Origin of the sequence: Gardnerella washingtoni, assembly GCF_049262705.1 — a bacterium.
Taxonomy (GTDB): domain Bacteria; phylum Actinomycetota; class Actinomycetes; order Actinomycetales; family Bifidobacteriaceae; genus Bifidobacterium; species Bifidobacterium vaginale_D.
In genome coordinates this window covers 644,829-668,161 of sequence record NZ_CP058398.1, presented here as the reverse complement: position 1 = coordinate 668,161, position 23,333 = coordinate 644,829, and the positions used below count along the sequence as shown (strand labels likewise).

At 41.3% G+C, this 23,333-nt stretch carries 20 protein-coding genes; 13 read left to right on the top strand and 7 right to left on the bottom strand.

Going from position 1 to position 23,333, the window contains the following annotated elements:
• The first annotated feature begins 78 nt into the window (after positions 1 to 78).
• The 11 genes from HXT28_RS02505 to HXT28_RS02455 all read left to right on the top strand — a co-directional run bounded on the left by HXT28_RS02505 (position 79) and on the right by HXT28_RS02455 (position 11,968).
• Positions 79 to 1,203 carry an AAA family ATPase gene (locus HXT28_RS02505; protein WP_016637317.1) on the top strand — a complete coding sequence of 375 codons (1,125 nt, stop codon included), beginning with the start codon at positions 79 to 81 and terminating at the stop codon, positions 1,201 to 1,203.
• On the top strand, positions 1,200 to 2,288 hold the full coding sequence (locus tag HXT28_RS02500; RefSeq protein ID WP_016637316.1) for a DUF58 domain-containing protein: 1,089 nt from the start codon (positions 1,200 to 1,202) through the stop codon (positions 2,286 to 2,288). The genes HXT28_RS02505 and HXT28_RS02500 overlap by 4 nt, the downstream gene beginning before the upstream one ends.
• A complete protein-coding gene (locus HXT28_RS02495) occupies positions 2,288 to 2,821 on the top strand; it encodes a hypothetical protein (RefSeq protein WP_016637315.1) in 534 nt (177 codons plus the stop codon). The genes HXT28_RS02500 and HXT28_RS02495 overlap by 1 nt, the downstream gene beginning before the upstream one ends.
• Positions 2,818 to 3,954: a vWA domain-containing protein gene (locus tag HXT28_RS02490; protein ID WP_422113613.1), complete on the top strand. Its 1,137-nt coding sequence runs from the start codon at positions 2,818 to 2,820 to the stop codon at positions 3,952 to 3,954. Before HXT28_RS02495 ends, HXT28_RS02490 begins: the two co-directional genes overlap by 4 nt.
• Positions 3,951 to 5,063: a vWA domain-containing protein gene (locus tag HXT28_RS02485; protein WP_016637313.1), complete on the top strand. Its 1,113-nt coding sequence runs from the start codon at positions 3,951 to 3,953 to the stop codon at positions 5,061 to 5,063. The genes HXT28_RS02490 and HXT28_RS02485 overlap by 4 nt, the downstream gene beginning before the upstream one ends.
• Complete coding sequence (locus HXT28_RS02480; protein WP_016637312.1) at positions 5,060 to 5,626, top strand: DUF6466 family protein; 567 nt, start codon at positions 5,060 to 5,062, stop codon at positions 5,624 to 5,626. Before HXT28_RS02485 ends, HXT28_RS02480 begins: the two co-directional genes overlap by 4 nt.
• Before the next feature lie 65 nt (positions 5,627 to 5,691).
• Positions 5,692 to 5,880: a hypothetical protein gene (locus tag HXT28_RS02475; protein WP_016637311.1), complete on the top strand. Its 189-nt coding sequence runs from the start codon at positions 5,692 to 5,694 to the stop codon at positions 5,878 to 5,880.
• Between the two features lies 1 nt (position 5,881).
• Positions 5,882 to 7,531, top strand: coding sequence for an alpha/beta hydrolase (locus HXT28_RS02470; RefSeq protein WP_064347523.1), 1,650 nt, complete (start codon positions 5,882 to 5,884; stop codon positions 7,529 to 7,531).
• A gap of 57 nt (positions 7,532 to 7,588) precedes the next feature.
• A complete protein-coding gene (purB, locus tag HXT28_RS02465) occupies positions 7,589 to 9,031 on the top strand; it encodes an adenylosuccinate lyase (RefSeq protein ID WP_016637309.1) in 1,443 nt (480 codons plus the stop codon).
• Positions 9,032 to 9,046: 15 nt separating this feature from the next.
• Positions 9,047 to 11,482: a lysylphosphatidylglycerol synthase transmembrane domain-containing protein gene (locus HXT28_RS02460; protein WP_016637308.1), complete on the top strand. Its 2,436-nt coding sequence runs from the start codon at positions 9,047 to 9,049 to the stop codon at positions 11,480 to 11,482.
• Between the two features lie 204 nt (positions 11,483 to 11,686).
• Positions 11,687 to 11,968: an HU family DNA-binding protein gene (locus HXT28_RS02455; RefSeq protein ID WP_004127774.1), complete on the top strand. Its 282-nt coding sequence runs from the start codon at positions 11,687 to 11,689 to the stop codon at positions 11,966 to 11,968.
• A 357-nt stretch (positions 11,969 to 12,325) separates the two neighbouring features.
• Here the strand turns inward: HXT28_RS02455 and HXT28_RS02450 are convergent, their stop codons facing one another.
• The 3 genes from HXT28_RS02450 to HXT28_RS02440 all read right to left on the bottom strand — a co-directional run bounded on the left by HXT28_RS02450 (position 12,326) and on the right by HXT28_RS02440 (position 15,571).
• Positions 12,326 to 14,677 (bottom strand): RelA/SpoT family protein, encoded by a 2,352-nt coding sequence (locus HXT28_RS02450; protein WP_016637307.1) that lies wholly within the window; start codon positions 14,675 to 14,677, stop codon positions 12,326 to 12,328.
• 120 nt (positions 14,678 to 14,797) lie between these two features.
• Positions 14,798 to 15,277 (bottom strand): dUTP diphosphatase, encoded by a 480-nt coding sequence (gene dut / locus HXT28_RS02445; RefSeq protein WP_016637306.1) that lies wholly within the window; start codon positions 15,275 to 15,277, stop codon positions 14,798 to 14,800.
• Entirely contained in the window at positions 15,278 to 15,571 is a 294-nt protein-coding gene (locus HXT28_RS02440; RefSeq protein WP_016637305.1) for a DUF4193 domain-containing protein, read from the bottom strand.
• 164 nt (positions 15,572 to 15,735) lie between these two features.
• Here HXT28_RS02440 and sepH point away from each other — a divergent pair, with 164 nt between their 5' ends.
• Positions 15,736 to 16,926 carry a septation protein SepH gene (gene sepH, locus HXT28_RS02435; protein WP_064347526.1) on the top strand — a complete coding sequence of 397 codons (1,191 nt, stop codon included), beginning with the start codon at positions 15,736 to 15,738 and terminating at the stop codon, positions 16,924 to 16,926.
• A gap of 135 nt (positions 16,927 to 17,061) precedes the next feature.
• Here sepH and HXT28_RS02430 read toward each other — a convergent pair whose 3' ends face one another.
• Complete coding sequence (locus HXT28_RS02430) at positions 17,062 to 18,321, bottom strand: alkaline phosphatase family protein (protein ID WP_422113693.1); 1,260 nt, start codon at positions 18,319 to 18,321, stop codon at positions 17,062 to 17,064.
• Positions 18,322 to 18,480: 159 nt separating this feature from the next.
• Here HXT28_RS02430 and HXT28_RS02425 point away from each other — a divergent pair, with 159 nt between their 5' ends.
• A complete protein-coding gene (locus HXT28_RS02425; RefSeq protein WP_422113612.1) occupies positions 18,481 to 21,141 on the top strand; it encodes a DNA gyrase/topoisomerase IV subunit A in 2,661 nt (886 codons plus the stop codon).
• A gap of 55 nt (positions 21,142 to 21,196) precedes the next feature.
• Here the strand turns inward: HXT28_RS02425 and HXT28_RS02420 are convergent, their stop codons facing one another.
• From HXT28_RS02420 to HXT28_RS02410, 3 genes are all read right to left on the bottom strand, one after another.
• Positions 21,197 to 22,372, bottom strand: a complete 1,176-nt coding sequence (locus tag HXT28_RS02420) for an MFS transporter (RefSeq protein ID WP_064347530.1) — start codon at positions 22,370 to 22,372, stop codon at positions 21,197 to 21,199.
• Positions 22,373 to 22,455: 83 nt separating this feature from the next.
• Positions 22,456 to 22,683, bottom strand: a complete 228-nt coding sequence (locus tag HXT28_RS02415) for a DUF3791 domain-containing protein (RefSeq protein ID WP_016637300.1) — start codon at positions 22,681 to 22,683, stop codon at positions 22,456 to 22,458.
• A gap of 14 nt (positions 22,684 to 22,697) precedes the next feature.
• A complete protein-coding gene (locus HXT28_RS02410) occupies positions 22,698 to 22,892 on the bottom strand; it encodes a DUF3791 domain-containing protein (protein WP_050567763.1) in 195 nt (64 codons plus the stop codon).
• Between the last annotated feature and the right edge of the window lie 441 nt (positions 22,893 to 23,333).

Sequence of the window (23,333 nt, the reverse complement as noted above, 5' to 3'; positions counted from 1 at the left end):
GTCATACTATATGCATTACGCAAAGTAAAATGCTGATTTTACGCTCATCGGTACTGTATATCGGTTACCATAGTAACTATGGCATTATTCCCACCGCAACCAAAGAAACAACCACTCAACGCTCAATCAGCCATGGCATCCTCGTCTCATGCTGGTTCAGTATCCTCTCAACCAGTTCCTCCGGTATCAACTACTTCACAAGCAGTAACAAGCATTTCAGGAGAAGACATACGGCGTTGCCAAAAAATTGCAAATATTTTGCGTGCACGTTTTGCTCAAACGTTAGTCGGGCAAGATTCTTTGCGTGAGTCACTTATTCTTACACTTATTGCTGGAGGGCATATTCTTATTGAATCAGTGCCAGGACTCGCAAAAACTACTGCTGCGCAGACACTTGCGACTGCTATGTCTGGAAGTTTTCGTCGTGTGCAATGTACGCCTGATTTGATGCCTGCAGATTTAGTTGGTACACAGGTTTTTGATTTTGCGTCGCAACGTTTTACTACACAAATTGGACCGATTCACGCAAATATTATTTTACTTGATGAAATTAATCGTTCAAACGCAAAAACCCAGTCTGCCATGCTTGAAGCAATGGCTGAAGGAGCAACCACTATAGGCGGCGAACGTATTGCTTTGCCTCAACCTTTTATGGTTATTGCAACGCAAAATCCAATTGAAGAAGAAGGAACGTTTAATCTTCCTGAAGCGCAAATGGATCGTTTTATGGTGAAAGCAGTTATGACATACCCTCATCCAGACGAGGAAGTTCGCATGCTGCAATTACTTACTCAACGCGGCTCAGATGTTGTGGATCCTGCAACATTAAATATGCAGCGTATTAGTTTGCAAGATGTTGTATTTTTGCGTGCTGCAGCTCGCCATATTCACGTTTCTGAAGCTGTGATGAAATATGCCGTTGATCTCGTTGCCACTTCTCGAGGAGCAGGCACTCACCCATTACCAACTATTAATTCACTCGTACGCATGGGTGCTAGTCCTCGCGCTTCTATTGCACTTATTCGTATTGCGCAAGCTCACGCTTTACTTTCGGGACGCGATTATGTAATTCCAGAAGATGTAAAGCTCTTTGTGCATGACGTATTAAGACATCGTATTCTTTTGACGTTTGAAGCCTTGGCTGACGCTATTACTGCAGATCAAGTAATTGACGCATTAGTAAAGACGGTTCCTGTGCCATGATACGTATGAGTCGAAAACAAACTGCACCAAAGCAAAAGCGTTTGCCTCAGGAACATACTGCAGTCATGTTTGAGAATCATGTAAAACTGCTATCTAAGGCAGTAGATACTCATGCTAATACTTACAAGCAATCAGTTTCAGCATCGAAGCCAGTACGCTTACTCCTGTCCAAACCTGCGCAAGAAGTCCGTCGTAAAATAGAGTTCCTTGACCAGCGAATTGATTTACCTATTGCCCGTAGAGCATTAGGACTTCTAGAAGGCGAACATCCTTCGCATCGTCGTTTTGGCACTGGTGATGTTATTGATGTTCATGCTTGGCAGCCAGGCGATGAAGCGCGCATGATGAATTGGTCTGCTAGTGCTCGAACGGGGCAGCCTATGGTTTCTTCACGCGAACGTACTTCATCTTCTCATACTTGGATTGTTTGCGACGCAAGTATCCATATGAATGGTTCCTGCAATAGTGAAGAAAGTTTATATGAAGTTGCTGCAAATGTTGCCTGTTTTTTCGCATCATTAAGTTTGAAGCGGCATGATGCGGTTTCGTTACTATTCGGAGATGGTAATAATATCACTACTGTGCCTACTGCGCGTAATCTTTCTGATTTTGAACGTAAACTTGATAGCACTTTGCTTCACACTCGGCATCACATGCGCAATATTGATCCACTCATCACTGCAATAAAAAAGATTACGGATAGTAACAGTCTTATAGTGCTTATTACTGATGATTACGCTTTACAGGCACATCATACTGAATCTTTGCGTAAAATTACTCAACATCACAAACTAATAGTTATTACTATTTCGCCAATAAATTCTTTTGACAGCAAGCGAAATATGGCAATAAGTGATGGCGTTACCTTACGAAAAATTCCAGCATTTTTACGCAATCAATTTGTTATGCAGGAGGTCGAAGCTCGCAGAGATTTACGCATTCATGCGTTATACGATATGCTGCATGGTGTGCAAGCTTCACTTATTCGAGGATCTTCAAGTCAAGAACTTTTCCATACTGCAGCAAAAACAGTAAGCGGTGCCAATCATCTTACCTCTTCATTACCTCAGGAGGATGCGCAGTAATGAGAATGGAAGATGTTCAACAGCAATTACATAACGATACTTTGTATGCGAGCATACTTGGCATTGTTTGCATCGTGCTGCTTACTGCCGGCATCGTGCTGTACTTTTCTTATAAGCGCGCGAAAACTTCATCAGCAAATACACGAAATGCGATTGATCCTGCGCACGTGCAACGTGCGAATAAGCAAGCATGGCGTAACGATATTGACAAAATTGTTGAACAATATCATCAACATAAACTCACTCAAGATCAAGCGTGTGCAAAATTAGCAGCCGTAGCAAGAACCTATGTTTCACGTATGAGCGGTGAAAATATTCAAACACATACTTTGGGTGACATAACTTCTTTACGTTTAACATGGCGCAACAAAAAGGGCGCTGACATGTTGCGTCAAACAATTGCCGCGTTATATCCTCCTGAGTTCGCTGATTACAAAGACAATGAACAAGCGCGTAATACGAGTGTTGAACAAGCTGCAGAATGGGTTTTAGTATTGCTTGAGGGGTGGCAAACGAAGGGACAACGCGTATGAGTAGGAACGTGTGGGAAACAGTATGGCCTTGGAGATGGCAGTGGCCTTTACTTTTTGCCTTGGGTGTACTTACTTGCGTCACAATCTTAGTTGTTGTGCTTATTGTTGATAGTATTCGTCAACATATGTTGAAAAAACAATATCAGAATCTTCATCATACTGTAGCGCAAAAATTTTATACTTTTACGTTAGATGATGATTTACAAGGTGCAGTCGCTAGTCATTCATGGTATATGTGGCGTATGCTAAGCCGGTTTGCCACAGCAGCACTTGTGTTTTCAATATTGGGCTCACTGGCTGTTGCTGCTAGACCATCTCGAGTGTTTAATGCTAACGAACAAGTAAGCTCCAGAGATATTGTGTTGTGTTTAGATGTTTCTGGTTCCGCTTTGCCGTATGATCGCGAAGTGATTCAAGCGTATCTTAATTTTATTGAGCATTTTCAAGGCGAGCGAATTGGTTTAAGTATTTTTAATTCGACTTCCAGAACTGTTTTTCCACTTACAGACGATTACCGCTTAGCTAAAAAACAGTTACAGTATGCTGCTAATTTGCTGGGCGGAGTGCAATCGCAAAATCGTATTGATCATTTACAGCAACGCCAATATCAAGAGATTTCAGACTGGCTTGAGGGTACACAAAATCGCAAAAATGCAACTTCTCTTATTGGAGATGGTTTAGTAAGTTGTGCTGCAATGCTCCCGGGCTTTATTTATGGAGCTGCACACAACACTCATAAGGCACCGAATCGTTTTAATAGAAGCGCTTCGATTGTATTAGCAACCGATAATGTGGTTTCTGGGAAACAAACATATTCACTCAAACAAGCATTGGATTTAACAAAGCAAGCACGAATCAGTGTTGATGGATTATATTCAGGAGCTCCTCAGAATGAACATGATGATACTACGCTTGAGATGAAACAGCTGATTGAATCACATGGTGGAGTGTTTCTTGCACAGCATGATACTGATTCTGTACTTAATCTCGTTAAAGAAATTGAGCAACGTCACACTATTACACCACAAAATACTGCGCAATCTGCATTTAGCGATGACCCAGGTCTGTGGGTTCTTCTTACAACAGTGAGCGTTGTCATATGGTTAGCTCTTGCGAAGAGGATGAAGCGATGATTTCTCAACTATGTTCTTCTACCCTACTGTCAGCATTTGGCAAGATTATTGCTGCTGATACTTCTCAAGCAGGTCAGCTTGTGTTTGCTCCTTCTTACGGATGGATTGTTGCAGCTATTGCTGTAGTAATTGTGCTGATAGCAATGGTTTTGGAAATTGTTCCTTTGCATAAAAATTCTACATACACCGATGAAACTATTGGTATGAGATTACGTCGTATTGGCATATGTTTTATACTCATAATTTGCATACTCTCCCCGAGTATTATGCGCGCTACTTTACAGCGTGCAGTGAATGCAACAAACGTGATTATTGCACTTGATATCACAGGCTCTATGCGTGCTGAAGATGCCAACTATGCACAGAAAGAAAAAATAAAAAGAATAGAAGCAGCACAAAATATTATTCATAACATCACACAATCGTATGCTCACGCAAGTTTTGCTGCTCTCTCGTTTGGAACGTCAACTTCAGTTGATGTTCCATTAACACCAGATGCAAGAGCAGTGACCAATTGGATTGACACTTTACGAACAGAACCAACAAGTATTGCCACAGGAACTAGTCTTGACGCTCCAATAGATCAAACTTTACTGACAGCAAAAGCTATCCATGACGCTCACCCAGATGACACAACAGTTTTATATATTCTTAGTGACGGCGAAGAAACTACGCAACGCAAACGACGCACATTCTCATCTCTAAGAGCTTATATTACCCACGCTTTTGTTATAGGTATCGGCTCAGCACAAGGCGCGCGCATACCATTGGAACTCTCTCAATTAGAAATCGACGAAAATTTAAAAAATAGTTCCTCGACAAAATGGGTTATTGATCCCGCTACCGGCAAGCCTGGTATTTCCAAACTCGATGAAAAAAATTTGCGCAATATAGCCGATGAACTGAGCGGCAAATATATGCACGCAACATTACATAAGACTTTTGGAGCAGAAGCAAAACCAATTCTTTCCCATCAATGGCGTATGAACGAAACAGCTAAACCACGTTTACGCCCAGAACCAATCATCTGGCCATTCGCACTTATCGCTGCAATACTACTTATCTGGGAATTAATGGCTTGGTTCATTACATCAAGGAAATTAGTATGAAGCACATAATTACCAAAAAAACAACACGTATTGTTACCATAATTTGCTTGCTTACTGCCCTTGCAATTGCATACTGCACTATTACTAACTGGCGTTCAGAATACTCATACAACGCTGCAACAAATAGTCTTATTGCAAATATGAAAGCAGCAAATAGTATTGATAGTGATAAAAATATATTACTCACTCAACAGCAGCAAACAGACGCTCAATTCAACGACGCGCGCTCGCAATACGCTATTTTACTTCCTCAACTCCGAAATAGCATTAACCATAATGCAGAAATATCGCATCAATTCACTGAAACATTAAAGAAAAAAGTACGTAATAAGCCCACTTCTTCTCCAGCGAAGAAAAGCAAATCACAAAATCACGCTAACTCGAAGAACAATAATCAATCCGAGCCAACAAAACCACAGCTAAATACTACTCAACGCAATAAAGTAGAAAACCTACTGCAACAAAATAATCACGTTAACTCACAATCTTCTCAAGATCAGCAAGAACAAGAAAAAACAACCAAACGTACGACTACCGGCGATAACAGCAATAAGCCCTGGTAATAGCTTTTAACCACATTGCTTGTTCTGTAGTGACTTTGCTGCAATAAACGTGTGTAATACGTATTATGCAAACATATTATGAATGGCAATGGCTCATACAGCGCACGCAACAGTGCGCTCGCTGCATTCTCGCTGAGTCTGCAGCATCAAGATTAGAAGATTGGCAGGGGCTGGCTGCTGAGTATTTTCGACAAAATATGGTTGATCTTGCTCAACAAGCATACGCACTTTACGACGTTCGTGGAGGAATATAGTATGCCTTGGAAAGTTCAATCATCAATTGTCGGCGGTAGATCGCTGAGTGTAGCAAAAAGTCAAGCGTACAGTAGTGAAGCGAGAAAACTTTGTTCTCTTGCTAATGAATTTTCTTCGCTTGGTGCATCTTGGCAGCATGCAGCAATGATTATTGCTCAACAAACATCTGTTTTTCAGCGATCTGCTAATAAAACAGTTTGGCAATATGAATCTTCACCTTTTGCAAAACAAGCTAGTCGATGTGCATTAACCTCAAACATGTGTACGCACTATGCTCGAAAATGTCAGCATTTGTCGCAGCGTTTACAGGAACTTGCTTCACTTATCGTAAGAGCAAACAGTTTATATGGAGATGCCGAATTACGCGCAAAAGAAAATTTTGACAATCAAATTGCATTACTGACTTCAGTTATGCCTTTTACATCTATACCATTTTTTGCTGGAGCTGCACTCGCTGCTCTGGATGATGCAAAACAGCATACTGGATTTGAACATGTTGCTCAATGGTCACGTGCAACTCAATCAGTACAACAAGGAACTATTCGTGGGTTAGCTCAACATATGATGCTTAATCCTGTTACTGGTTTACCAATATTTGCTTTAGGTGTCATACAAAGTAGCCGCAACCATCATTCTTCAACAAAAGGTAGATTTAATAAGGTTCATACTAATTTTTTGCGCTCTATGACACATCATTTCCAATCACCAGTACCGTTTGTTTCAAGTGCATTTAGTTTAATCTCTGCACCAATAAATAATCACATGCAAGGCAATACTTTACGTGTTCATCGCATAAGCCAGCCTTGGAGAAAACCTGCTTTCGTGTTGCCTAGAAAAGGTCGCAATCTTCGTGAGACTCTTGACAATTTAACGGAATTGGGCAGTGGTCATTTAGGAGTTCGCCCTCCTCTTGCTAATCCAGATGCTGCAACTATTGCCATTCAGCGCTTTAAACGAGCTGATGGACGTACTTCATGGTTAGTTATTATACCTGGAACTGATGGTAAAGCACATTCACCATTTGGTTGGGAACAGAACGCCGAAGTTATGAGTCACTCACCTCTTACTAGGAAACAAGCCGATAGTACCCGTATGGTTCTTGAAGCGATGAAACGTTCTGGCATCCAGCGCAAAGACCCAGTAGCTCTAGTTGGACATTCACAAGGAGGCATTGTGGCAGCGAGTATTGCAAGCGATTACGCAAAACAGTATAACATTCAACATGTTGTTACTGCAGGCTCTCCTATTGCTAATCATCCTATTCCCCAACATACTTGGGTTACGAGTATAGAAATGGAAGATGAGCTAGTACCTTCTCTTGATGGGAAAGAAAATCCTCGTAGGAACAATTGGGTTACTATTCATGGACGCGCGTCACATGTTCGAAAAACTCAACGACCTTTACCTCCTGGAGTGACACGATTTTCTGGGAGCATGTATTCGCGACGAAAATTTGATAATACCGGTATTCTGGTCAATGATGTTCCCGAAGAAGGCACATTAACTCATGATCTTCATTACCATACTGCAGCTTACGAGGACGCATTACAATTAGGTTCTCAAAGTGTCCGTAGACAAGATCAACATTTTCAGAAGATTATTGATGGCGAATTACAAAGTACGACACTATGGCAAGGAGTAATGCAGTAAAGCTACGCAATTGCACCAAAATCCTACTCATTCGCAGCATGATGTAACCTTGCAAGTATGAAGCTTACTGATATTTCTCCTGCAATAGCTCTGACTCCTCTTGATGGTCGTTATCATCATCAAACTTCAGCACTCGTCGAGTATTTAAGCGAACCTGCGCTTAATCGTGAACGCATGCGCGTTGAAGTTGAGTGGATGATTCTTCTCACTAATGGTTATGAGGCGAATCAATGGCAGCCGATTGTTAAAGGTGTTCAGCCGCTCACGGATGAAGAGTGCAAGTATCTCCGTGCTATCCCTGAGAATTTTGATGCTGATGGTATTGCTCGTCACGCTGCGCATGAAGCAGTAACACATCATGACGTAAAAGCAGTAGAATACTATATCGATGATGCATTAGATGATGCGGAACATAAGTTAGGACATAGCACCCAGCTATCATCTTTGAAGACACTAGTACATTTCTCTTGTACAAGTGAAGATATTAATAATCTTTCTATTGCTCGCTGCGTGAAAGATGCTGTAGCTCATGTGTATCGTCCAAATCTAGAAGCGATTGTTCATTATCTAGTGGAACATGCACAACAGTATCGTGACTTACCTATGCTTTCTTTAACTCATGGTCAGCCGGCTACACCAACGACTTTAGGTAAAGAACTCGCAGTATTCGCATACCGTTTGAAGCGTCAACTTCATCATCTCGACAATCAAGAGTATTTAGGCAAACTTAATGGTGCTACTGGTACTTTTGGTGCACACCTAGCAGCTTTCCCAGAAGTTGATTGGATTAGTGTTTCTCAAGAATTTGTTGAGAAACGTATGGGTCTTCAATGGAATCCTTTAACTACACAAATTGAAAGCCACGATTGGCAAGCAGAATTGTATAGCACAGTAAGTCACATAAACCATATCTTGCATAATCTTGCAGTTGACGTGTGGATGTATATTTCTCGTGGCATTTTTGTGCAAGTTCCTGTAAAAGGTGCTACTGGTTCTTCTACCATGCCGCATAAAGTTAATCCTATTCGTTTCGAGAACGCCGAAGCTAATCTTGAAATTTCGTGTTCACTATTCGACACTTTGTGTGCAACACTTACAGAAAGCCGCTGGCAGCGTGATCTAACAGACTCGACTACGCAACGTAATGTTGGTTCTGCATTCGGTTATGCGCTTCTTGCTTTAAATAATCTCTTAGGTGGATTGCAATCTATTCACCCTAATACTGATTTTATGGCTCAGGAGTTGGATGCTAATTGGGAAGTTCTTGGCGAACCAATTCAGACTGCTATGCGCGCTGAAGAAATTGCTGGTGTACCCGGCATGGAACGACCATACGAACAAGTGAAAGAGTTGATGCGGGGACATCATATTTCGCAGCAAGATGTAGAATCCTTCATTGCTTCTCGCGCTTTTGATGCAACCACTTCAGCTAGATTGCAAGCAATGACTCCGGCTTCTTACACTGGCTTTGCTTCACGATTGGTGGATTTTGTTCAATAAGTAGACGGTAGCGTTATGCAATCTCACATAAACCCAAATCTCATTATTGAAGATACGCAACCAAGTTTAGTGCGCAATTGGGCTGATTTGCTGTATGCATTGTCGGCAATTATTGTCGGTGTGCTTACTGTTTTATCAACTATGTGGCTGTCAGCAACAACAGCTGGTGTAGAAATTGATGCTCGCAGTGCTAGTAAGATTATTGGATTAACAGTTACTGGTATTCCTTATGCACTCATTCAACAAGCTCTTACACTTATTGTAGTAGCTACCGTAATTGCATATAAAGCTGCTGCAAAACATTGGGTTGATACAGCAATTTCTGTTATTACCTTGTTTATAAGCTATGGAGCAATATGGTTGTTGTCTGGACTACTGTCAGCAACACACAATATTCCGCTCTTGACTTCATTGCACTATCAGACGAATGCATCGTTAACAGAATTACTTCCCGATATGTATGCAGTGATGGTTGCATTCCTCACTGTAAGTGGGCCTAAAAGAGAATATAAGTATGTCAAGTGGGGCTGGAATGCGCTGTTCATTGTTTCTGCAATACTCCTCTTTTCTTCTTGGGATACTTGCGCCGGTGCGCTTATTTCTTGTTGCGTAGGTAGGGCAATAGGAACTCTTATACGTTTTGCAAAGGGTACTCGAAGCAAAGGCGCATGGGGTGATGATATTGTTCTCGCACTACAAAATATTGGTATAGACAATCTTACGCAACTTACTCGCAGAACTCAGCAAGCTGATCATACTGGAGTGCTTCGCTCAAGTCTTGACGATGATTTAATCGAAAATTCGAGGCTGTATGATGCTACTGATATTCACGGAATGCGTTACGTAATTTCTGTATTAGATAATCAAGTTCACTTACCTGGATATTTGAATCAGCTTTGGCAGTGGGTACGTTTAATTGATATTCCTACGCGTAGAGATCGTTCAGCTCGACATTCTGTGCATCATCATCTTTCAATGCTGCTTGTTCTTCGTAATCTTCATTTGCCAACTGCAAATGTTTATGGAGTAAGCGATAGTGATAAATCTTCAATAATGGTGTTTCATGCTGCGAATGCTCTGCTACCCTGCAATTTAAATACCTTGACTATTCACGATGCTGAAAAACTCATGCGCTATGTTGATGCCGCTAATATGCGTGGTGTTACGCACCGCCGTATTACTCCAGAAACCTTAGCTAGATTAGAAGATGGAACTCCTGTGATTGCAGGATGGCAGAATGGCGATGTTGCAAGCGATTCAACTAATATTGCTCTCGATAAAGTGCAATTGCTTACGCTTATTGCAGCATGCACAGATATTGATACTGCGATTGAAGCAGCATTGAACACTTGGGGTGCAGATAAATTAGCCGAAATGTTACCATTTATGCAAAAAGCTGCCATTCCTGCTTCTACACGAGGATTGCCTTCTTGGAATAAGAAAGTTTTTGAACATCTTTGCGATAAACTTGGTCAAACAGTTGCTTTACATACTGATGAAGAAGATTATGATACAGTGCGTTTAGCACGTTTTAATATTCGTTTCTTTGTGAGCCTTGTATTAGCTATTGTTGCTGTTGCTGTTATTGTTACACAATGGCATCCACAAGAAGTATTTGCTGCACTTCGTCATGCTGATAGCATAATGGTACTTTTATGCATGGTTTGTAGCATGCTTGCTTGGTCAGGTTCTGCTATTACTCTCGGGTCGTTTATGGATGATCAAAAACCTTCAGCACGCGTTCTTTTTGCTTCGCAAGCAGCATCTGGGTTTACAGCGGTTTCTATGCCTGCTGGCATTGGTCCCGCATTTGTTAATATGCAACTCTTAAAGAAAAGTGGCTATACGTCCACACAAGCTACTGCTATTACGAGTGCAGTATGGCTTATTCAGGCGCTAGTAACTTCTATCGTTCTTATTATTATTGGCATTTTTACTGGCAAGAATGTGCTTTCAGGTATGATTCCAACTCATATGCTTATTACTGTTATTGGAATTATTACGCTGATCGTATGTACACTTATGGCTATTCCTGCGACTCGTAGAGCTCTTCGTAAACATTATTTGCCGATCTTGTCTGACTATGGTCGTCAAATTAAAGAACTTATTTCGCACCCATCGCAGCTTATTGCTGGCTCTTTCGGTGCACTAATACTAGTTGCTTGTACTGGCTTGGGCTATTGGATTGCTTTACTCGCGTTCGGATATTTTACGAATCCGTGGGAAACTATACTGTTATTCTTACTTGCTAATACTGCCGGTTCTGCTGTACCTACGCCAGGCGGTTTAGGTGCTGTAGAAGCGTCACTTACCTTTGCTTTTACTTCTGTGGGTATTCCACCTACCATCGCATTATCTGCGACATTACTATATCGACTTATGTTCTATTGGCTAAGAATTCCAGTGGGTGCCGCAGCTATGAATTGGCTTAATAGCCACGAATTAGTATAGTTCAGTTTGCTTGCGCTTGATGATTCATGCCGAAATATCACATTATAATGTCAGTTATAGTGTTTTTTGTAACGCATAGGGAAAAAATATTAAGAGAATGCGAAGAAAATAAGCAAAATGGCTACATTTGTAGGGAAAATGTACTATTATCAAGTATGAACGTGGCCTTTACAAGAGGAAGGCCCCTAACACAAAGGATGCTGCATGGCATACAACAAGTCTGATCTCGTTTCAAAGATCGCACAGAAGTCCAACCTGACCAAGGCACAGGCCGAAGCCGCCGTCAACGCATTCCAGGATGTGTTCGTTGAGGCTTTGCAGTCCGGTGAAGGTTTGAAGCTTACCGGTCTGTTCTCCGCAGAGCGTGTAAAGCGCGCTGAGCGCACTGGCCGCAACCCGCGTACCGGTGAAACCATTAAGATTCCAGCCTCTTACGGTGTACGTATCTCTGCTGGTTCTTTGTTGAAGAAGGCTGTTGCCGCCTGAAATTAGGTGTTATACGTAAAAATTACGTGTATATAAGAAGAAGGACATTCCAAAGTTGAGTTGTCCTTCTTCTTATATTTGAGATTTTATATATTATTCATCAATTGCATCATCCGCTCATACATCATCTACTTATCACATATTGATAAAATCTACTTTTCGTTGAGATATCAGTTCACATTAAATGCGCGTATGTTACAAAACATATATATGCCAAATCTGACGTCTTCTAAAAACATATGCTGCCAGTATATGCAAATATCCTATTAAGTATGCAAAAACTTAAAAACCTTTTAATAAACTAGATACTTACAGTTTATTACGCATACGCCTGTGATATAGAGAAAAAATAGAAAACTAAATATCTCCACGTTCCATTTTACGTAAACGAGGTTCTGCACTATCTTTTGCACCCGTAATACGATACACGTCAAAAACGCCTTCAATCTTACGAATAGCAGCAAGTAACGTAGCCAAATGCTGAGGATCAGCCATTTCAAACGTAAATTGGCTAGTTGCAACGCGGTCATCTCCAGTTGCAATAGTTCCAGAAAGAATATTTACGCCATGATCTGAAAGTACTCGAGTAACATCTGATAACAAATGTTGCCTATCCAAAGCCTCAACCTGAACCTTAACTAGGAACAAACCTTTATCGCTAGTCCACTGCACAGGAATAACGCGCTCAGATTGAGTCTTTTGTAAATCAATCATATTCTGACAGTCAGTTCGGTGCACCGATACGCCCTGATTTCTTGTAATAAAGCCAATAATAGTATCACCAGGAACTGGCATACAGCATCTAGCAAGCTTTACCCAAACGTCGCCAACACCCTTAACTGATACTCCTAAAGCACCATTTGACTTACGATTACGTTCTACATGACGAAGTGGAAGCGCTTCTTGTTCTACTTCCTCAGCAACTTCATCAGCACCAGCATCTTTCACTAATCGTGAAATAACATTTTGTGTTGAAACTTGACCTTCACCAATTGCTGCATATAGAGAGTCAACATTAGTCGGCAAATTCAATTCATCAGCAACGCCAATTAATGCCTGCTGAGTCATCAAAGTAGTCAAAGGCAAGTTACGTTTACGCATAGCACGAGTTAGCTCGTCTTTGCCCTCTTCAATTGCCTCAGAACGGCGTTCTTTGCTAAACCATTGACGTATTTTATTTCGAGCACGAGGAGATTTTACGAAACTCAACCAATCGCGAGATGGACCTGCCGTATCAGATTTTGACGTAAGTACTTCGACTGTATCTCCGTTAACAAGCTTAGTATCAAGCGGCACCAAACGACCATTCACGCGCGCACCCATCATTCTGTGCCCAACCTCAGTGTGCACAGAATATGCGAAGTCAACAGGAGTAGCATCTTGCGGAAGAGCAACAATACTCCCCTTTGGCGTAAAGACATATACTTCCGAAGCTCCAAGATCTTGCTTCAGTGAGCCTAAAAACTCATCAGAATCTGGTGTTTCACTTGTCCAATCAGCAAGCTGTTGAATCCATTTTAAGTTATCTGCCTCACTCAGTTCTTTGCGCTCTTCAAGCTCACCTTCGCGTTTACGATCATCATTATCTGGTTTGCTTAAAGCTCGACCTGCTTGTCCGTTTGCCTTATACTTCCAGTGAGCAGCAATACCAAATTCTGCTCGCCTATGCATATCCCAAGTGCGAATTTGAATTTCTACAGGCTTTCCACCAGGTCCAACAACAGTAGTATGCAAGCTCTGATACATGTTGAGTTTAGGAGTCGCAATATAGTCCTTAAAACGACCTGGTACCGGACTCCATCGCGCATGAACAGCACCTAACGCTGCATAGCAGTCGCGAATAGAATCAACAATAATTCTAACGCCCACAAGATCATAAATATTGGCAAAATCATGACCGCGAACAATCATTTTTTGATAAATAGAGAAATAATCTTTTGGTCTACCTTTTACCGATGCCTTAACGTGTTGTTCTGCAAGATCTGCATTAATTTCTTCAAGAATTTGCCGTAAATAAACTTCGCGCTGACCGGCTCTACGAGCAACTAAAACCACAATTTCGTTATAAATTTTTGGATACAAAACTTTAAAGCTCAACTCTTCGAGCTCAGTTTTAATAGCATTCATACCAAGACGGTTTGCAAGAGGTGCATACACATCAAGCGTTTCGCGCGCTTTTTTATGTGAACTCGTTGGTTTAACGTATCGCCAAGTTCTTGCATTATGCAAACGATCTGCAAGTTTTACTACGAGTACACGCACATCTCTACTCATTGCAACTACCATTTTGCGAATAGTTTCAGCTTGTGCGCTTTCACCGTATTCCATTTTTGATATTTTGGTAACACCATCTACGAGACCAGCAACCGTGTCACCAAACTCTGCACGACATTCTTCAAGTGTATAATCAGTATCCTCGACAGTATCATGTAGCAAGCCTGCAGCAACAACAATTGGACCCATACCAAGATCTGCAAGAATCTGCGCAACTGCAAGAGGATGAATAATATAAGGTTCGCCAGATTTACGACGCTGCCCAGTATGTTGCTTTACTGCACGTACATATGCCCTGTGAAGAATACTCATATCTTCACCAGGATGATGCCACTGGCACATGCTTAATATTGGCAATAACGGGTTGCGAGAATCCACACTGATTTCACATCCAAGTCTATGAGCACCTTTTACATCTTCTTGAAGTTCACCCATTGCAACACCTCCTGGTATTGTTTACTATCCTACCTGCAATATGCCTTCTGCTCTACAAAATTGACAAATACATACAATAAATCCGACACAGTTTCTAACTGGTCGGATTGTGAGATGAGATTATTGCACGCCTGTTGAGCCAAAACCTTTATTAGCACGATCGGAGCTAGGCAATTGTGCCGCTGGAATAAATTGAGCTTCTACGTAGCGTTGAATAACTATTTGTGCAATACGATCACCACGATGGAATTGCACTGTATGCTCAGCATCTAAATTAATAAGCGGTACTTTAATTTCACCACGATAACCAGCATCAACAGTTCCAGGAGCGTTCAACACAGTAACACCCTGCTTTGCAGCTAAACCAGAACGAGGATGCACTAAAGCAACATATCCTGCAGGCAACGCAATAGCTACGCCAGTTGGCACAAGTGCACGCTCAAAAGGACGCAGTGTAACATCCTGCGTAGTACGCAGATCAGCACCAGCATCACCGGCATGCGCGTAACAAAGCGGAGGCAATGGAGACGCTTCATTATCGAGGTATTGTATTAACACCTCAACCTGTTCGGGGCCAGTATAGGTCTCGTCGTATGCCATTTAAGCTGCGCACTCCTTACAAATCGGTTGACCATCAGCAGTAGTTTCAGCCAACTGACTACGATGCTTTACTAGGAAACATTCAGAACAAATAAATTCATCACCTTGCATAGGAATAACAGTTACCGAAGCATCCTCATTGCTTAAATCAGCACCCGGTAACTCATAGTCTTCAGCAATAGCGTTTTCATCATCATCAATATCGTTGCTTGTATTTTGAGAACTTTTACTCAAAGCTTCCAACGACTCTTCGTCCTCATCTTTACTACGAGGAGAATCATAATCCTGTGCCATTATGGTCCTTTCGTTTTATCATCAAGAATATCTACGCGCATAGCATACATGGAATGCTACCCTGCATATTACACATTTTTTATTTTACATAACATAGTAAAGAATGCAGTGCATGGACTAAAGTATATACATAGTATTGTTAAAAGCGAAGAAAGTGGTGCATAATGCTTGAAAATCCGCCAAAAGAGGCGAGTTTCGACCATGTTGACGCAGACGGCAATTTAATTTTTATTTGCGAAAACACGCCGTTATGTGTACAAGTGGACGACACGCTGGAGCGCGCTATCGCTGAATCACGCCAGATTATGAATAAAAACAGCGATAAAAGTAACGCAGCAGACGCTGGGTTAGTATCCTCGTCAAATACTGCGACTTTGCCTATTTCACAAATTCAGGCTTTGATTCGTGCTGGTCTTGATCCTTCGCACGTGGCACAACGCTATCATGTGAGCGAAGCACAAGTTCGTCGTTTTTCCGCTGGCGTTGAAACAGAAAAACAATATGCAATTGAGCAGTTTCTTTTGGTCCCTGCTCCAAAGCAAAGCAATATGCGTACGCTCGCTGATTTAATTGAACGCACACTAGCTAAAGCACATATTGGCATGGAAACAATACAATGGCGTGCAACACGCCGAGGTTTAGAACCATGGCTTATTACTGCTACGTTCAAAACAGCTACTCGCACAATCAAAGCTGAGTGGACATGGAACATGCACGATAATTCAGTAACATGCGCTAATCCTTCGGCACGCTTACTACTTGGTGAAGAAATAAATGTTGCTGATGCCGCTAAACAAGCACCATATGGCGGTAATTATCGAGATACAGTAAGTATTAATTTCCCATTTACTAGTGAGGAATTGCCTGGTAATTCTATTCGTTCGGCTCGTATTGAGAGAGCAGTTTCTCAATGGGAACTTCGCAATAGCGATAAGCTGGCTGAGATTTCTTCTCAAACAGCAGCAAGCAGACAAGATAATGCATCAAATGCAGCTCAACAAGCAATGAACAGTAGTACAGTAAACGTTTCTGGTGATGTATCTGCAAATTCAGCAGAAAATGGCACAAATCAGGCACCTAAAACGCAATCAACTAAGGTTACTGAAAATCAATCAGTTCAAGTAGCAGAATCACAAGCAGCACAACAATCATTAGCTGCGAAAGTTCGCCAAGTAGAAGCAGCTCATACTGAGATCACACAGTCACAAAATAATACGCTTGCTCATGAGACGGCTGTTGATGAGCAGAGCCAAGAACATGAATCTGGAGAGAAAATTTCTGCAGATCATAACAAGCGACGCAGTGGCAGAGCAGCTGTACCAAGCTGGGATGAAATTTTATTTGGTGAAGGTTAATTTTTAAGTAGTCTCTACTTTCGCTGTAGCATATTTCAAGCATATTCCAACAATACTGTGTGGCACTCTGGTATGGAGTGTCACACATTTTTATATTCTAATATTGCCTTATTCTTAGTAGGCAAATCTACAATGCTACGCTACATCAATAAGACACGGGATATCTACTTCCATGCGAGTCATCGAACCATGTACACTTGGTAAGCTCATAGCTTTTTCTGTTTGTATACGAGAATCAACAATCGTATAAGCATCACGTGCTTGTACTAAAACATCTCCAAGAACAGCTTCTGCCCTAGTATCAACTTGACCAAAAACGCCATCATCAATAGCTTGTCGTTTACTACGGATAAGAGCATGATCACCAAGTATTTTTTGCCAACGAGTAATAATATCTTCAGTACTACTGTTTTGTTGAGCATACAGCATAAGCGAGCGAGGCTCACCACCTACCATAGATACTCCCCGCATAAGTTCTTCATGTTCTGCAATATTAATGCACAAGCGTGGATCAGTCTGAATCATTCCATGATCAGCAGTGACAATAATCACTGTTCCTGGTACACAATTCTGTTGCAATAAACGCAGTTGTGCATCAACCTGCTCAAAAGCTGCAACCCACTGTTCAGAATCCCAACCATAATTATGACCTACTTTATCTGTATCTCTAAGATACAAATATGTTATTCCAGGAGTGCGCGTTGTAGCTGCAGCTTTCATAATACGCGCTCGAGGCGTTCCTGCAGTAATATAATTCGCCCCACGAAAAGCAGCTTGAGTGAGCGGAGAATGCTCAAATTTTGGCAAACTCACGCTATCTGCACGCACACCTTGAGCAACCAGGCTCTCAAATACCGTTGGCTGCCGCTGTAGTTCTAAAGGATTCGGAGCATCTTTAAATTGAATAAGCTGCGCAAGCTTTCCTGTTTGCGCATTTTTCTGCGTATAAGCAGTCATACAAGTAAGACCAGGACATGTGCCTGTGCCAAATGTCGCCATTGCAGCAACCGTAGTGCTTGGCAGGCAAGTACTAATTGGGCGTTGATTAGTTGATTCGTTAAACAACGAACGCAAATATGGTGCATGACCTTGTCGCATAAGAATATTCCAATAACCCAAACCATCAACTAGCACTACAATTGCAGCATGCGCTTGAGGAATCCCAAGGCTTTCACGTAAAGCTTTGGGATTATGATGTACAGCAGTGCTTACAGGCGCATCTATCGCATCGCTCAAAGCTGGCAAAATTGAAGAAAGATGTAACGCTCCGCCTCTCTTCCCAACACTCGCAGCGCCGGGCAGATTAGCATCAACAGAACTTACGTCAGAATCGTTATAAACAACATTACTTACAAACTGCAACAACTCTTTTTTAGACGGAACATCAATACTCATACTCACTATTGAACCACCGATAAAGCGTAGTGCAAAATAAATCCATATTTTACACATATCAAAACTCGCTATACGGTCATAAAATCAACGAATAAACGCAATTTGTGCATAGAAATTGATAGAATTGAGAGCCGTAATATCATCCAAGGAGTTTACAATATGCCTTCACGCCGTCATGCAACACAGCAAACTTTTGATCCACGGAAAGTAAAAGAGCGTATTGTCGAAACTCCATTGAACGAAGAAATGAGTAAATCGTTTCTTGAATATGCTTATTCTGTTATTTACGCTCGAGCTCTTCCAGATGCTAGAGATGGCATGAAACCAGTGCAAAGACGCATTATTTACCAGATGGGCAATATGAATTTAACGCCGGATCACGCTTATATGAAGTCTGCTCGTGTAGTTGGTGAAGTGATGGGTAAGCTGCATCCTCACGGTGATTCTGCAATTTATGAAGCAATGGTTCGCCTAGCTCAGCCATTTTCACTGCGACTTCCACTTGTTGATGGTCATGGTAATTTTGGTTCTCTTGACGACGGTCCTGCAGCATCCCGCTACACGGAAGCACGCTTAGCTCCTGCAGCTCTTGGCATGAATGCTGATATTAACGAAGATACTGTTGATTTTGCACCAAATTATGATAATAAACTCAAAGAGCCTACAGTATTACCAGCTGCAATTCCGAACCTGCTAGTGAATGGTGCATCTGGCATTGCGGTCGGTATGGCAACTAATATGGCAACGCATAATTTAGGTGAAGTAGTTGCTGCCGCAAAATACGTGATGAAACATCCTGACGCAACGTTGGATGATCTTATGAAACTTGTACCTGGACCAGATTGGCCTGGTGGCGGGATTATTATTGGAAGAAGCGGTATTCGCGAAGCTTATGCGACTGGCAGAGGCGCATTTACAACACGCTCTACAACGCATATTGAAAATATTACTGCTCGCAAAAAAGCAATTATTGTTACCGAGCTTCCGTTTATGGTTGGTCCTGAGCGTGTTCTTGAACGCATTTCACAAGGTGTAAAGGCTCGCAAACTCGATGGTATTTCTGGAGCTATTGATTTAACAGATAGACACAATGGCACTCGCCTTGTTATTGAAATTAAAACTGGTTTTGATCCTCACGCCGTATTAGCTCAGCTTTTCAGGCATACACCATTGCAAGAAAGCTTTACCATTAACAACGTGGCATTAGTGGACGGCAGACCGCACACTATGGGCTTACGAGAACTGTTAGATGTCTGGATAGCACATCGTAGGACAGTTGTACGCAGACGAAGTGAATTTAGGCGTACGAAAGCACAGGAACGTTTGCATTTAGTAGATGGTTTACTTCTTGCTTTACTTGATATTGACGAAGTAATACAAGTAATTCGATCTTCTGAAGATGCAGATACAGCAAAAGCTAAATTAATAAAAGTTTTTGATCTTGACGAGATTCAAGCGCAATACATTTTGGACTTGCGTTTACGCAGACTTACTAAGATGAGTCGTATTGAGCTTGAGGCTGAACGTGACGATTTGCTTAAAAAAATTGAGAATCTTACTCAAATTTTGAGTTCTGAAGCTAAACTCGATCATGTAGTGATCACAGAAATGGATGATGCTGTAAAACAGTGGAATACCCCTCGTAGGACAATTCTTCTTGATGAACAGGAAGATGGAAGCTTTACTCCAGTAACAACCAACGCAGACGACAATGCTGAAAAGCTCGCTATGCAAGCAGTACAATCAGCGAATCAGCTTACTTCCGCACAAGCGGATATTGCTGCAGCGAATGCAGCAATAAAAGCCGGCGAAACAGAAGCAGCTTCTGCTGCATTACAATTAAGTGATGATCCTTGCGCAATAGTGTTGAGTACTTCTGGTCGTATAGCACGAACAAGCATGGCAATGTTTGAACGTTGGAAAGCTCACAATACTAAGGTATTTGACACTCCTTGCGCAACTATGTTTGCTACTACAACTCGAGCAACGTATGCACTAATTACTACTGCAGGTCGTTTAGTGCTTGCACATGCTGCTGATTTACCTCAGCTACATGATGAAGAAGAAAAACCTGTAAAACTTACTCATGGCGTACTAGCTAAAGAACTGCTTATGTCAACGGAAAGCACTGAGCCTGTTAAAGGAGAAATCGTAGCTGCAGCAATAGCATTTGACGCATCACAAAATGCTATACCACTTGCAATTGGTACACGGAATGGTGTAGTTAAAAGATGGAATTTTGAGGCTCCGACAACTATGGATTCGTGGAGCGTTATTGATCTAAAGAATGGTGACACAGTTGTCGCTGCTTCACCAGCACGAGACAATGATAGACTCGTGTTTATTAGCACAGATTCTTCATTGCTAACTTTTGAAGCCAAACAAGTTCGTCCTCAAGGAAGAACAGCAGGAGGCATGGCTGGCATTCGTTTATCAGAAGGCTCAACTGTCACTACTTTTGCAGTAGTGCCGAAAGAAGCTATTACTTGGCATTATGAAGAGGGTGAAAATGGTTTGTTCTCCGCTACTGGCACAGTAGTGTTCACTGTAGCAGGCGACAGCGAGGCACTTCCTGGCACAGAAAATGGCTCTGCAAAGATTACTCCATTTGATATGTATCCAACAAAAGGTCGTGGAACTGGCGGCGTACGTTCACAACGTTTTCTTAAAGGACAAGATACTCTTATTCATGCTTATGTTGGCTACTACCCATTGCAAGCAGTCACTGAAGGCGGAAGCTTTGTGGAACTACCTAAGCCAGATATGCGAAGGGACGCTTCTGGAACTGAGCTTGTTTCCCCAATTGCACATATTGGATAGCATTACGAACAATTTCTAGAAAATTACTTACTTTATTGCAATAGACGAAAAATTATTATGCACAAACGCGCATCAGACGCACGTGCATAAAAGTCATTACAGCGAGAAGAATAAGCAAATAAGCCGGAAGCAGCACCATAGAAACATTCTGCACGATTATTCCAAAAATCGCAGGCATTACCATAGATCCAATATATGCACTTGCCATTTGCATGCCAACAATAGCTTGCGACTTATCTGCACCAAAATAATGAGGCGTTGAATGAATAATGCATGGGTAAACTGGAGCGCATCCTAGTCCAATAATTACAAATCCTGCAATAAGCTCAATATGATTCGGCAAAGGAAGCAGCAATACTAAAATGCCAACAATCATTACGCATTGTCCAATACGAATCATGGTTGCATCGTTAAAACGCATAGTAAGAAATCCGCTTACAAAACGGCCAACCGTAATGCCAACATAAAACAAGCTTGCCCAACCTGCCGCCACAATTCGGCTAACTCCTCCATGCAAAACCATGTAACTGCTGGCCCATAATCCTGCAGTTTGTTCTAAAGCACAATAGCAAAAGAACATAATAAGAATATTTTTAGCTCCTGGAATGCGCAAAACTTCTGCGTAAGATAGCATCCCAGAAGATTGTTTCTTTACCTTAGTAAGATTATGCGGTTCTTTTCTTGTATTATTTTTCCACAGCGGCAAACTTATGAATAACACAAGAGTGAGAGCAATTTGTATAACGGCAATATACTGGTATCCTGCAGGCCAACGTTGTCCGTGAGAAAGCGCAAAACCCATAACGTAAGGGCCTGCCGAAGCTCCAATTCCCCACATGCAGTGAAGCCAGCTCATATGCCAGCTTTCATAGTGAATTGCAACGTAATTATTAAGAGCAGCGTCCACTCCTCCAGCGCCTAAACCATATGGTATAGCTAGAAAAATAAGCACAAGATAATTCGGAGCAAAAGAAAAACCCAGCAACGCTAAAGCTGTTAAGGAAACTGAAATAAGCGTAACTTTTCCAGGGCCAAACTTATGCGTAAGCCTATTAGATAGTAGCGCAGAAACAATTGTTCCTGCAGAAATAACCATTGATATTCCGCCAGCCCAAGAAATTTGCGCACCAACATCGTGACTCATCGTAGGCCACGCAGCTCCAAGAAGAGCATCCGGCAAACCTAAGCTAATAAAAGCAAGATAAATAACAGCAAGAAGAAGGTTAATCATATTCACACATCAATTCATCAAACGAGTTATATGTTTTAACATTAGGATTTAGGTAGGATTAAAAAACGCCAGCAATATAACATTTACAAATTGTTTTTCTCACTAGATTTACGTATCTCATCAAGCAAATCCTGAACCAAATACTCATCACTCATACAATGCATATCCGAAATACCATTACGCATTAAATCGTAAGTAACAGAATGATAAAACACGTCAAGAGCCTGCTCATAGCTCAACCCAGCACGCTCAGCCAGAAGACTTACAACTCTCACATACTTCTTTTGCAACAAAACAGGATTCGCCTTCAAAATCCCTCACTCCCCTAAATATTTGCCACACCTTTTTCGTGCATGAAAGAAATAATATCGTTCGTAATATATTCTTTGCCTTGAGTATGCAAAACATCATAAGATGGAACAATATAAGACATAAGAATATTACTTTTCTTAGTCAAAGCATCATACGTATCACGAGGGTTTTTATTAAGTTTCTTAGCAACATTTTCAATACAAAATATTGCAAAATCAAGCTTATATTTATCAAAGCCTTCTTGCTTATCATTTTAAAGCATAAAAACAAGCCAAACACATTAATAAGGCTAATAAATTTTATTCTAGAACACATGCGCAATCATTTATGCATCAATTGATGCGTTTTTCTTGATAAATGCACTTATTTTTTGTATCATACTTCTGGAGGTGGTATATGAACAAGAACTATAATCAGAATTACACAAAAGAAGAAATTTCAGCAATACTCGCAAAGATAAAAGACTGCATAAAAAATGACCGCTTTACCATCTCATTAAACGAAAATCGTCAAGAAAACATAAACTTCATTCGAGAATACAACATACGATCAGATATTCAGAAAAATATACTTCTCAACATTGAAGTAGAAGATTTTTGTCATTCGTTAAAAAACAAAAAAGAGGCTATGAGTATGAAACACTTTACGT